Annotated in this window: 9 protein-coding genes and 1 pseudogene; 7 read left to right on the forward strand and 3 right to left on the reverse strand. The window is 61.4% G+C overall.

Annotated features, from left to right (window positions below; all coding sequences use genetic code 11):
- Window positions 1-257: 257 nt before the first annotated feature.
- From LK539_RS08780 to LK539_RS08790, 3 genes and pseudogenes are all read right to left on the reverse strand, one after another.
- Entirely contained in the window at window positions 258-1,199 is a 942-nt protein-coding gene (locus LK539_RS08780) for a hypothetical protein (protein ID WP_227800517.1), read from the reverse strand.
- 369 nt (window positions 1,200-1,568) lie between these two features.
- A pseudogene (locus LK539_RS08785) lies at window positions 1,569-1,732 on the reverse strand (transposase); the annotation flags it as partial.
- 530 nt (window positions 1,733-2,262) lie between these two features.
- On the reverse strand, window positions 2,263-2,871 hold the full coding sequence (locus LK539_RS08790) for a PH domain-containing protein (RefSeq protein WP_227800518.1): 609 nt from the start codon (window positions 2,869-2,871) through the stop codon (window positions 2,263-2,265).
- 184 nt (window positions 2,872-3,055) lie between these two features.
- Between LK539_RS08790 and LK539_RS08795 the strand changes: the two genes are divergently transcribed.
- The 7 genes from LK539_RS08795 (at window position 3,056) to LK539_RS08825 (ending at window position 12,166) form a co-directional block, all read left to right on the forward strand.
- Window positions 3,056-5,005: an ATP-binding cassette domain-containing protein gene (locus LK539_RS08795; RefSeq protein WP_227800519.1), complete on the forward strand. Its 1,950-nt coding sequence runs from the start codon at window positions 3,056-3,058 to the stop codon at window positions 5,003-5,005.
- Window positions 5,006-5,057: 52 nt separating this feature from the next.
- The gene (locus tag LK539_RS08800; RefSeq protein ID WP_227800520.1) at window positions 5,058-5,786 is read left to right on the forward strand and encodes a CAAX prenyl protease-related protein; all 729 of its coding nucleotides are present in this window, start codon (window positions 5,058-5,060) and stop codon (window positions 5,784-5,786) included.
- Window positions 5,787-5,835: 49 nt separating this feature from the next.
- Complete coding sequence (gene epsL, locus LK539_RS08805; protein WP_227800521.1) at window positions 5,836-7,062, forward strand: XrtB/PEP-CTERM-associated polysaccharide biosynthesis outer membrane protein EpsL; 1,227 nt, start codon at window positions 5,836-5,838, stop codon at window positions 7,060-7,062.
- A 22-nt stretch (window positions 7,063-7,084) separates the two neighbouring features.
- Complete coding sequence (locus LK539_RS08810) at window positions 7,085-8,467, forward strand: undecaprenyl-phosphate glucose phosphotransferase (protein ID WP_227800522.1); 1,383 nt, start codon at window positions 7,085-7,087, stop codon at window positions 8,465-8,467.
- A gap of 285 nt (window positions 8,468-8,752) precedes the next feature.
- Complete coding sequence (gene gmd, locus LK539_RS08815) at window positions 8,753-9,868, forward strand: GDP-mannose 4,6-dehydratase (RefSeq protein WP_227800523.1); 1,116 nt, start codon at window positions 8,753-8,755, stop codon at window positions 9,866-9,868.
- Window positions 9,869-9,873: 5 nt separating this feature from the next.
- The gene (locus LK539_RS08820) at window positions 9,874-10,911 is read left to right on the forward strand and encodes a GDP-L-fucose synthase (protein ID WP_227800524.1); all 1,038 of its coding nucleotides are present in this window, start codon (window positions 9,874-9,876) and stop codon (window positions 10,909-10,911) included.
- 184 nt (window positions 10,912-11,095) lie between these two features.
- Window positions 11,096-12,166 carry an EpsD family peptidyl-prolyl cis-trans isomerase gene (locus LK539_RS08825; RefSeq protein WP_227800525.1) on the forward strand — a complete coding sequence of 357 codons (1,071 nt, stop codon included), beginning with the start codon at window positions 11,096-11,098 and terminating at the stop codon, window positions 12,164-12,166.
- Window positions 12,167-12,192 lie beyond the last annotated feature (26 nt).

Below are 12,192 nucleotides of genomic sequence, written 5' to 3' on the forward strand. Positions count from 1 at the left end.
TTGGATACTGTCAGCTAAGTCTGATATGCAAGAACATCCGTACGCAGCTCGTGAATAAGCGCTGAGCTTGCGTCTGAATGTCAGACTTGACCCTGTAATCAATCTAGTGACACACCTGACAATTTCCATTCTCGACTTAGCCTGTGAATAGACCGCCGGCTCTGTAAGCAGTCAACTGCGAATACCATGAAGAGGCAAGAGAAAAGTGTAGCGTTACTCTCTGCAGACCGTAGCAGGGAAATGCCAGTATGTTCCTGTTAGGTCACTCGCAGCGGCACCTGTAGATGGCTGGCCTGTGTGGCGCTATGCTGGAATGCGCCGACAAACCCGGCTACCTGCCGGCTCAGTAGGTCGAACGCTTCAGTCTGGGTTGGTGTCAGGGGTTCACGGCGCAGCAGTTTCAGGATTTTCTGTTTGAGTAGGCTTAAAATCCCAAATGGGCGGATAACCTTGATGAGCCTTGTGGCTGTAGTGCTGAAGTCGTCGCAGTTCCGGGTAATTTCAAGCTTTTTCTGGTGGGACATGTCCAGCACACCCGGCAGGGCAAGTAGATGTTTTTTCTGCTCGCCGATGACCCGGTCAAGCTTGACCGTTTCTTCGTGGATTTCATTTGCCTTTTTGTGGGTGCTGTAGCTAGCGATAGCAATAAGTGGGACTGCGACTATGCCTCCCAGCACTGCCATGCCTCCACTTACACCTGCCCCACCCGCAGCCAGAGTGCCGCCACCCAGCCAGGCTAATGTTGCGTTGGTGGCTGCTGCACCCGACAGTCCGGAGATGGCGGCGCCAGTTCCGGCCGACCCGAGGGCACCGACAAGCGCCCACGAACCAACGGCGAGCGAACCGCCGGCTGCTGTCCCCGCCCCGATGCCAATCGCGGCATTGAAATCACTGTGGAATTTTTCAACACTGCTGATGGTTTTGACGGTATAGGTGAATTCTATGCTGCTCGCGTTATGTGTCGTCGTCTTCAGAATTTTCCCGCACTTTATCAACAGAGGGCGGATCGCGGTCAGTGAAGCACCAATCGCGGAGACGTTGGTATCAATCTCCTTTTTAAAACGCCGGGTTTCCTTGCAAAGCTTTTCATGTTCGGAATAGCTCGTCTGGTAAGCTGCCTTTGCCTCCTCCAGCCGATATGCGCCTCCAAGGGTTGCGACGTTGCTAATAACGTTAAAGGTGCCTTTGATAAATCCCATGATGTCAAATGAGTGCCAGCGGCAGCCTGTGTTGCAGGTTAAAGATGGAGTTGCGGAGGACCGAGCTTCCCCAGCAGCTTGTATTTGATAATTCCAGCTATTGTGCCGTCTCGCAGGTAGCAGCAGATCGGATCCACCGGACGAAGCACTCTTACAGATGAGCAGACCTAATTTATACGACTTGCTCGGAAGATAGCCATGATCTCCGGTTGTTCAATTTCTCTAGGAATCAATTGCACTCCATAAATTTTACATCATTGGACAAAATTTCTATGAGGATTCAGCGAGAGTCTCCCAGAAAATATGTCGACTGCGTACCTGTATGATCATGCTCTGAAAGTCTTCGCAGAGGCCCTCGTGAACGCGCTAAACGCCACCCAGCATCCATTCGTAAAGGCGACACCGGCATGTCATGCCGCTCCGGCAGTCGAGTTCGCGCGGCAGGTACTTCCACGGTATCCAGTCGCGAGGAAAAATAGGGTTCCGGTTAGGGCCACGCGGTCATCGATACGTGGGCGTCCGCCTTTTGGCGATCGGGATGGGCCGGAAGCTCGTAACGCTGGACAGGCTAGGAGCAAACTGCATGGGCGATACGGTCTTTTAGTCAGAAACGCTTTTTCTGGTCTAGAAAGCTGATGCCCAGCGCAACGATGAACAATCCAAGTGGAAGGCCTTTAGTATCATCGTGCAAATCGCCTGTAAGCTTCCAGCATGCCAACACGAAGACGAAGAAGCTTACCCACGACTTCTGGCTGTGCAATAAATTACCAAACGCAGGCCAAGCGCGACCAACGAGGTGCGCGGCTAGGTAGACCGCGCCAAACACCCCGATAAACAATAGCAAAATCCCCATGGCGGTCCCAAGAAATTAAGTCCTGTATCTCGTCGAGTTGGTTCCCCGGTCGCGAAATAGCATGAACTCGTGCTTTTCCGCCGCATCAATAATTGAATCTAACGGTTCAAAAATTATGGCCTCTTCAGTTGTGCTCAATGACCGCTATTGGCCGATAGCGGACGCTCGACAGATCCGGCCGGGAAGATCAGACGTTCCGGCCGGCGAACGTCAGTTATGAATGTACTTGGTGAACACGTCACTGAAGTCGCGCTTGGTATGCGTCTCCAGCATCGCCGTGTTCAGCGCGCTCAGTAGCTGCCCGTACGAGGCAACCAGACCACCTTCGCCCGGCGCCAGGTTCAGCTTGTGCACCGAGGCCGTCGCATCCAGCGTGCGCAGGGCATTGTCGCGGCACACGGCGTCGCGGTGCTGCTGCTTGCCGATCGTGATCAGGGCCTTGTAGATGTCCTTCAGCTGTTCGATGTAGGTCTTCTTGATGTCGATCGAGAAGCGGATGTTGTCGATGTCAAACTTGAGTTCGACGTCCATGTCCAGCGTGCCGGCGGTCTCGATGCTGACCTTCGAGACCTGGTGCGAGGCGTAGTCGTAGCGCTTGATCGATCGCTTCGAGGACACCGCCGAATCGCCGTCGACATGGATCAGCGCCAGGTTGGTGAAGCAGTATTCGTCCTTCTTGCTCTTGATGAGGAAGAAGATCTGCTCGCCGTCTTCGCTGAACAGGTAATCGTCGGCGTCGACCTTGTTGTAGTCCGCAGGCCCGACGATGACGCCGATATCGCTGATGCCCAGTGCTTCCGCTGCCAGTTTCTTGAACATGATCGTCCTCGCGTGGTGAAAGCAATCACATTAGCATTATTTTTCTGCAGGAAAAACGTTTCCGTGGACAGATATTGCGTTGTGTAGTGCTTCAGTTACGCCCCAGGCGCGCCAGTCGGTACAATGCACGCTTCTTTCAACATTTTGCGTCTGTCGCCCCTGGTGGCGGGCGGGTTCACGGATCATGGCTGTCATTTCCCTCACTTCCGCGCAACTGGCCTTCGGTCACGTCGCGCTGCTCGACCACGCTGACTTTTCCCTCGAGACCGGCGAACGCGTCGGCCTGATCGGCCGTAACGGCACCGGCAAGTCCTCGCTGCTGAAGATCATCTCCGGCCGCTCCAAACTCGACGATGGCCTCCTGGTCATGCAGCAGGGCGTCAAGATCGCCTACGTCGAGCAGGAGCCCGTGTTCGATCCCGAGTCCAGCGTGTTCGACGCGGTGGCGGCCGGCATGGGTGACCAGCAGGCCATGCTGGCCGAGTACGAGTCGCTGACCGGCCAGTTCGGCGGCGACAACGACGAGGCGCTGATGGAGCGCATGCACGAGATCCAGCTCAAGCTCGATGCCATCGATGGCTGGAACCTGGCGCACAAGGTCGACACTACGCTCGACCGCCTCGGCCTGAATCGCGACGCGAAGATGGGCACGCTGTCGGGCGGGATGCAGAAGCGCGTGGCGCTGGCCGTGGCCCTGGTGTCCGCACCCGACGTGCTGCTGCTCGACGAACCGACCAACCACCTCGACTTCACCTCTATCAAATGGCTGGAGGGGCTGCTGCGCGAATTCCGCGGCTCGGTGCTGTTCATCACCCACGACCGCAGCTTCCTCGACAATGTCGCCACCCGCATCATCGAACTCGATCGCGGCCGCCTGCTGTCCTTCCCGGGCAACTTCTCGACCTACCAGGAACGCAAGCGCGAACTGCTGGCCAACGAGGAAGTCGAGAACGCCAAGTTCGACAAGTTTCTCGCGCAGGAAGAAGTGTGGATCCGCAAGGGCGTGCAGGCACGCCGTACGCGCGACGAGGGCAGGGTACGGCGCCTGGAGGCGCTGCGCCTGCAGCGCGCGGCACGCCGTGAGCAGCAGGGCACGGTACGCCTCGACGTCGGCACCGGCGAGCGCTCGGGCAAGATCGTCGCCGAGCTGGAAAACATTTCCAAGTCGTACGGTGAGAAAGTCATCATCAGCAACTTCACCGGCACCATCATGCGTGGCGACAAGGTTGGCCTGATCGGACCGAACGGCGCCGGCAAGACCACGCTGCTGAAGATCATCCTGGGCGACGAGACCGCCGACAGCGGCACGGCCAAGCTGGGCACCAAGCTGAACGTGGCCTATTTCGACCAGATGCGCGCCCAGCTCAACGAAGAGGCGAGCCTGGCCGACACCATCTCGCCGGGCAGCGACTGGGTCGAAATCAATGGCCAGAAGAAGCACGTGATGACTTACCTGAACGACTTCCTGTTCGCGCCGGAACGCGCGCGCTCGCCGGTGAAGTCGCTCTCCGGTGGCGAGCGCAACCGCCTGCTGCTGGCGCGCCTGTTCGCCAAGCCGGCCAACTGCCTGGTGCTGGACGAACCGACCAACGACCTCGACATCGAAACCCTCGAACTGCTCGAGGAATTGCTTGAGGAATATTCGGGCACCGTCTTCCTCGTCAGCCACGATCGCACCTTCCTCGACAACGTCGTGACCCAGGTAATCGTGGCCGAAGGAAACGGTCTGTGGCGTGAATACGTCGGTGGCTACACGGACTGGGAGCGTGCGCGTGCGAGCGAGCCGGCCAGGCCCGCGTCCGTGGTACAAAAGGCCGTACAAGCCGCATCGGCCAGCCCCACGCAGCCCGCGGCCAAAGCTGGTGAAATGTCATCTACCGCACAGAGCGGGACTGGTAAAAAGGTAAAGTTGAGCTACAAGGAACAGCGCGAACTGGAGGAACTTCCCCAGCTGATCGCCACTCTTGAAGATGAGCAGTCCGCCATTACAGCCCAGCTGAACTCGGCGGATTTCTACAAGCAGAATCCCGGTGACGCGCGCCGTCTGAGCGAGCGTCATGCCGAGATCGACGACCTGCTGCTCGACGCCCTCGATCGCTGGGAGCGCATCGAAGCCCGCGCAAGGGGCGAGTAGCGTAACGAACGGGGCAGGCCAAGCGCCTGCAAGGAAAGGACCAGACCGGGACATGACCGAGCATAACGATCCACGTACCGCTCCAACTGCACCTCCCGCGTTCCCGGTCGACGCACCCCTCTTCAGCCGCGCCGCCTGGGCGCGCATCTTGCCATTCGGCGCCTACATCTTCTTCATCATCCTCGGTGACATGCTTGAACGCACGGGCATGTCCCGTGCCGACCTGCGCTGGCTGTACCCGGTGCAGATCGCCGTCGTCGCGCTGCTGCTGGGCGTCAACTGGCGCAGCTACCACGAGCTGCGCGCGCCGCTCCCTGGCCTGAAGCAGCTGCTGCTTGCGCTGCTGGTCGGCGTGCTGGTGCTGGTGCTGTGGGTGAATCTCGACGCGCCCTGGATGACGGTCGGCTCGAGCCCGGGCTACGACCCGCGCACCAACGGCGAACTCGACTGGCTCCTGATCCTCATCCGCATCGCCGGCGCAGCGCTGGTGGTGCCCGTCATGGAAGAACTGTTCTGGCGCTCCTTCGTCATGCGCTGGGTCGATGCCGCCGACTTCGAAGCTTTGGACCCGGCGCGCGTGGGCATCAAGGGTTTCCTGGTCTCGGTCGTCCTGTTCGGCTTCGAGCACAACCTCTGGCTGGCCGGCATTGTCGCCGGCGTCGCCTACAGCCTCCTGTACATGCGTCACCGCAACCTCTGGTCCGCGGTAATCGCCCACGCTGTCACCAACGGCCTGCTCGGGGTCTGGGTGGTCGCGACCGGCAGCTGGGCGTTCTGGTAAGCACAGGCTTCATATTCCAAGCGCAATGACTCTTGATAAGACGAACAACATGATGCATTCACGCCCTTACACACTGCGCCCGCTGGCGGCCCTGCTCGGCGCACTGTTCATCCTCCCGCTCCAGCACGCTGCGGCGCAGAATACGGCCCAGCAGGAAGAAGGCCTCAAGCTCTACGGTGGCATCGGCTGGGGCTATGACGACAACCTGCTGCGGGTGCCGGATAACCGCCCCGCCTTCCAGGGCAAGCGCAGCGACCGCTGGCGCCAGACCGAGGTAGGCGTCGTCTACAACAAGCGCATCAGCCGCCAGCGCGTGGCGGTGGTGGCCAAGGCCTCGAAGGTCGACTTCGACTTCTTCAAGCAGCTCGACTACAACGGACGTGACATGCAGGCCACCTGGTTCTGGGAACTGGGCAACAAGTTCGAAGGGCAGGCCGGTACCCTGTACGACCGCTCGCTGTCCTCGTACACCGACTTCTTCAGCGAGGAGCGCAACGTGCGCGAGCGCCGTCGCCAGTGGTTCGATGCCGGCTGGAAGATGCACCCGAGCTGGAAGCTACGCACCGGCTTTACCCGCGAGCGCTACGAATACGAGCTGCTGACCCAGCGCTGGAACAATCGCACCGAGCGCGCCGCGGAACTGGAACTGCTGTACACGCCGCGCACCCGCAACTCGGTGGGCCTGGTAGCGCGCCGGGTCAAGGGCGAATACCCGTTCCGCCGCCCCTCCAGCCCGGGCGGCCTCACCGACGACTTCACCCAGGACGAACTGAAGGTGCGCGTCAACTGGTACGCCACCGGTTCCACCACGCTGCAGGCCCTGGGCGGCTACGTGCGGCGCGAACAGCCCTCGTTCGGCGAAGGCAAGACCAGCGGCTTCAACGGCCGCCTGAACGGCTTCTATCAGCCGCGCGGCAAGGTCACCTACAACGCCTCGGTATGGCGCGAGTTCGCCCCGATCGAGAGCAGCATCGTCAGCTATACGCTGAACCGCGGCGCCAGCGTCGGCGCCAGCTGGCAGGCCACCGGCAAGATCAAGGTCGATGCCAACGCCGCCTACGAGCAGCGCGCCTTCGAGCCGCGGCGCGCCTTTGCCGGCTCGGACTCGCTGGAAGACTCGCTCCGCACCGCCAGCCTGCGCGCCACCTGGCAGGTCAAGCGCAAGATCGCCGTGTCGGCCGGCTGGCAGCACCAGTCGCGCAGCGGTTCGCAGACCCTGAACCTGGGCAAGTTTGACGCCAACACCGTGATGGTGAACGCGAACGTGCTGTTCTGAAGCAGGTTTCACGAAGCGACTTATGACGGTTAACGACATCCCGATCATTTCCTTTTTCCAGCGCGTGCTCGATCCCCTGATCATCATGGGGACCCTGTATCTCGCGACGCTGTACTACGGTGAGCCGTTCTCCGGATACTCGCTGGTGCTGATGATCCTGGCCTTCTTCATCTCCACCTCGGTCTACCAGCACGTCGATCCCTACCGCACCTGGCGCAGCGGCCGCATGCTGGCCTATGCGCGCGATACCGTGTTCGGCTGGTGCCTGACCATCGCCGTGCTGTACTTCCTGGGCTCGGCCAGCGGCCTGAAATATTTCTACGACGAGCGCGTGCTGCTGGCCTGGTTCATCGCGACGCCGGTGACCATCCTGGTCAGCCACCTGGCGGTGCGCAAGGCTACCGGCAGCCGCGACCGTTCGCGCGAAGTGCGCTCGATCGTGGTGGTCGGTATCAACGACGTCGGCATCAAGTTTGCCAAGGTCTGCGAGCGCCACCCGAACCTGTTCATGGAAGTCTGCGGCTTTTTCGAAGACCGCAACGACGAGCGCCGCCCGAGCGGAGTCGGCCACCCGGTGCTCGGTGGCATGGCCGACGTCTGCCACTACGTGCGCCAGCACAACATCAAGATGATCTTCATCAGCCAGCCGATCTCGGCCCAGCCGCGCATCCGCAAGCTGATCGACGAGCTGAAGGACACCACCGCCTCGGTCTACTTCCTGCCGGACGTCTATGTGTTCGACCTGATGCAGGCGCGCTTCGACACCGTGGGCGGCATGCCGGTGATCGCGATCAGCGAAACGCCGTTCATGGGCTTCAACAGCGTGATCAAGCGCGGCAGCGATATCCTGATCGGCAGCATCATCCTGCTGCTGCTGGCGCCGCTGATGGTGGCGATCGCCATCGCGGTCAAGCTGACATCAAACGGTCCCATCATCTTCCGCCAGCGCCGTTACGGCCTGTATGGCGAAGAGATCTACGTCTACAAGTTCCGCTCGATGACCGTCACCGAGGATGGTCCGAACGTGGTGCAGGCGCAAAAGAACGACCAGCGCGTGACCCGAATCGGCGGCTTCCTGCGCCGCACTTCGCTCGACGAACTGCCGCAGTTCATCAACGTGCTGCAGGGACGCATGAGCCTGGTCGGACCGCGACCGCATGCCGTGGCACACAACGAGCAGTACCGCAAGCTGATCAAGGGCTACATGCTGCGCCATAAGGTCAGGCCGGGGATCACCGGCTGGGCCCAGGTGAACGGCCTGCGCGGCGAGACGGCCACGCTCGACAAGATGGAAGCGCGCATCCAGTACGACCTTGATTACCTGCGCAACTGGTCGCTGTGGCTCGACCTGTGGATCATCGTGAAGACGGTTAAGGTAGTGCTGACGCGGGAGAACGCACACTGAGCGTGCACTCTGCGCGCATTGAACCCGGCCATGCATTCCGGTGTCGGACAGCTGGAAAGTCGAGGGTGTTCGGCTGCATCGAAAAGTAATTAACTGCTCGCAATATGCAGTTATTTACCAGTGAAAACACTTTAAGTTCGAGTTGGAAACAATTCGCTTAGAGCCGACTTAAAAGCAACGCGCACGATTGCTATCTTGCTTGCGTGACCATGCCAGCTGCGTAGAATCGTTGATGAGTTTGCAACTGCCGGGACGGGATTCGTCTGTTCCGCACGGGAAAAGAATATGAAGAAAGCACTGATTACCGGCGTGACCGGCCAGGATGGTTCCTACCTGGCGGAGCTGCTGCTGGAGAAGGGCTACGAGGTCCACGGTATCAAGCGCCGCGCCTCGCTGTTCAACACCGGGCGCATCGACCATATCTACGAAGACCCGCACGCCGACAATCCGCGCTTCATCCTCCATTACGGCGACCTCACCGACACTTCCAACCTGACCCGCATCCTGCAGCAAGTGCAGCCCGACGAAGTCTATAACCTGGGCGCGATGAGCCACGTGGCGGTGTCCTTCGAATCGCCCGAATACACGGCCGACGTCGACGGCATCGGCACCCTGCGCCTGCTGGAAGCGATCCGCCTGCTGGGGCTGGAAAAAAAGACCCGCTTCTACCAGGCCTCGACCTCCGAACTGTATGGCCTGGTGCAGGAAACGCCGCAGCGCGAGACGACCCCGTTCTATCCGCGCAGTCCCTACGCCGTGGCCAAGCTGTACGCCTACTGGATCACCGTGAACTACCGCGAGGCCTACGGCATGTATGCCTGCAACGGCATCCTGTTCAACCACGAATCCCCGCGCCGCGGCGAGACCTTCGTCACCCGCAAGATCACGCGTGCGCTGGCCAACATCGCCCAGGGGCTCGAGCCCCAGCTCTTCCTCGGCAACCTCGATGCGCTGCGCGACTGGGGCCATGCGCGCGACTACGTGCAGATGCAATGGCTGATGCTGCAGCAGGACAAGGCTGAAGACTTCGTGATCGCCACCGGGCGCCAGTATTCGGTGCGCGACTTCGTCGAGGTGGCGGCGCGCGAGCTCGGCATCGAGATCGCGTGGCAGGGGCAGGGCGTCGAGGAGCGGGGCCTGGTGGCCGCCGTGCACGGCGAACACGCCCCCGGCGTCGTGGTCGGCCAGCCGATCGTGGCGGTGGATCCGCAATATTTTCGTCCGACCGAGGTCGAGACCCTGCTGGGCGACCCGGGCCGTGCGCGCGAGCGCCTCGGCTGGGAACCGACAACCAGTTTCGAAGCGATGGTGAAGGAGATGGTGGCGCACGACCTCGACACGGCGCGCCGCCACAAACTCCTCGCCTCGCATGGCTACAACGTCGCACTTTCACTGGAGTAAATGTGTTGAATAATCAGCCTCGCATCTATGTCGCCGGCCATCGTGGCCTGGTCGGCTCGGCCATCGTGCGCGTCCTGCGCGCCCAGGGCTACACCAACATCGTCACCCGCACCCATGCCGAACTGGAACTGACCGACCAGGCCCAGGTGCGCGAGTTCTTCCGTACCGAACACATCGACCAGGTCTACCTGGCGGCGGCCAAGGTGGGCGGCATCCATGCCAACAACACCTATCCGGCCGAGTTCATCTACGACAACATGATGGTGCAGGCCAACGTGGTCCACGAGGCCTGGCGTGCCGGCGTGAACAAGCTGCTGTTCCTCGGTTCTTCCTGTATCTACCCGCGCCTGGCGGCCCAGCCGATCCGCGAGGAATACCTGATGAACGGCATCCTCGAGCCGACCAACGAACCGTATGCGATGGCCAAGATCGCCGGCATCAAGCTGTGCGAGAGCTATAACCGCCAGTACGGCACCGATTACCGCAGCGTGATGCCAACCAACCTGTACGGCCCGGGCGACAACTACCACCCGGAGAACAGCCACGTGATCCCGGCCCTGCTGCGCCGCTTCCACGAAGCGCGCGTCAACGATGCGCCGGAAGTGGTGATCTGGGGCAGCGGCAAGCCGATGCGCGAGTTCCTGTACGTGGACGACATGGCGGCCGCCAGCGTCTACGTGATGAACCTGCCTTGCGAGGTGTATGCGGCGAATACCGACCCCATGCATTCCCACATCAACGTCGGCACCGGCCAGGACGTCACCATCGCCGAACTGGCGCGCCTGGTGGGCGAGACCGTCGGCTACCGCGGCAACATCGTGTTCGATGCTTCCAAGCCGGATGGCACGCCGCGCAAGCTGCTCGACGTCTCCAAGCTGGCCGCGCTCGGCTGGCGCGCCAGCACGCCACTGCAGGACGGCCTGCGCCGCGCCTACGAAGCCTTCGTCGCCCAGCAGGACGAAGAAGCGGAAGCAGGGCCGGAGGCCGTCCCCGCCGAATTGCTGGGACGTGCGCCCGGCGGCGCGGCGCGTGTTGCCGCCTGAGCGTGACGATGGCGCGCCGATTGTTTCGGCGCGCTAGTAAAGTGTTAATTGACGAACAGAGAACGAATCGTGTGGAACCCAGAATGGTTGAGTCCCGATCCAGCTCCGGGTCACAAATGAAATGCGGAATAACAAGAGGAACAAAAAAGCGGATTTCCCGCTCACCAACGTCGAGGAAACTATCTTGAAAACCTTCCATTTGGCAGCCAACCAAACTTCCTTCCCCAGCCCCCGGCGCCTGCTGTCCGCGGCGGCGCTGGTGCTGTGCGCGGCAAGCCTGGCCGCTTGCAGCAAGGATGAAGCACCCAAGGAATCGAAGCCGGGCCAGGCCCTGGCCAGCGTCAACGGCGAAGAAATCACCGTGCTGCAACTGAACGAAGAACTGCAGCGCCTCGGCGTGTCGGGCCAGCAGCAGCAGGCGGCCGGCAAGCAGGTCCTGCAGGCGCTGGTCGACCGCGAGCTGCTGGAAAGCGAGGCTGCCAAGGAAAAACTCGACCGTGATCCAAAGGTGATGCAGGCCATCGAACGGGCCCGCTCGCTGATCATCGCCCAGGCCTACATGCAGAAGCGCCTGGGCGAGCCGGTGCGTCCGTCGCCAGCCGAAGTGGAAGACTACTTCAACAAGAACCCGCAGTTCTTCGCCAACCGCAAGCAATTCGCCATGAACGAACTGATCCTGGCGGCGAACGACCTGACCCCGGAAGTGCGCGCCGCCGCCGACAAGGCCAAGTCGCTGGAAGAAGTCGCCGTCTTCCTCGACGCCCGCAACATCAAGTACGGCCGCGCCCAGGTCACCCGCAGCACCGCCGACCTGAATCCCCAGCTGTCGAGCAAGCTGCTGTCGATGGACAAGGGCCAGCTGTTCGCCGTCAAGGAAGGCGACCGCGCGATGCTGATCTCGATCGCCGAAGTGCGCGATGCGCCCGTCACCCTGGCGATTGCCGGCCCGCAGATCGGCCAGTACCTGATGAACAAGAAGCAGAAGGAAGCGGCCGCCGCCGAAATCCAGCGCCTGCGCGGCACCGCCAAGATTGCCTACCTGAACAAGGACTACGCTCCGAACCCGAACGCCCCGGCAACTGCGCCGGCAGCCGTGCCGGCAGCTGGCGCAGCGGACCCGGCTGCAACAGCCGTCGCCGGCGCCGATGCCGCCGGCGTGGCCCCAGCCGCGCAGAACTCGGTCGCGCCGGCCGCTGACACCGGCGCGCCAGCCGACAAGGCGGCGCTCGACCGCGGCGTCGCAGGCCTGAAGTAAGCGCTGTCCCCGACCAATTCGAACAA

It is taken from the genome of Massilia sp. IC2-476, assembly GCF_020707295.1.
Lineage (GTDB): Bacteria > Pseudomonadota > Gammaproteobacteria > Burkholderiales > Burkholderiaceae_D > Telluria.

Bases quoted from the DNA above. Each gene is read 5' to 3' on its own strand.
- LK539_RS08780 (WP_227800517.1), bottom strand. From the start codon at position 1,199: ATGGGATTTATCAAAGGCACCTTTAACGTTATTAGCAACGTCGCAACC.
- LK539_RS08790 (WP_227800518.1), bottom strand. From the start codon at position 2,871: ATGTTCAAGAAACTGGCAGCGGAAGCACTGGGCATCAGCGATATCGGC.
- LK539_RS08795 (WP_227800519.1), top strand. From the start codon at position 3,056: ATGGCTGTCATTTCCCTCACTTCCGCGCAACTGGCCTTCGGTCACGTC.
- LK539_RS08800 (WP_227800520.1), top strand. From the start codon at position 5,058: ATGACCGAGCATAACGATCCACGTACCGCTCCAACTGCACCTCCCGCG.
- epsL (WP_227800521.1), top strand. From the start codon at position 5,836: ATGATGCATTCACGCCCTTACACACTGCGCCCGCTGGCGGCCCTGCTC.
- LK539_RS08810 (WP_227800522.1), top strand. From the start codon at position 7,085: ATGACGGTTAACGACATCCCGATCATTTCCTTTTTCCAGCGCGTGCTC.
- gmd (WP_227800523.1), top strand. From the start codon at position 8,753: ATGAAGAAAGCACTGATTACCGGCGTGACCGGCCAGGATGGTTCCTAC.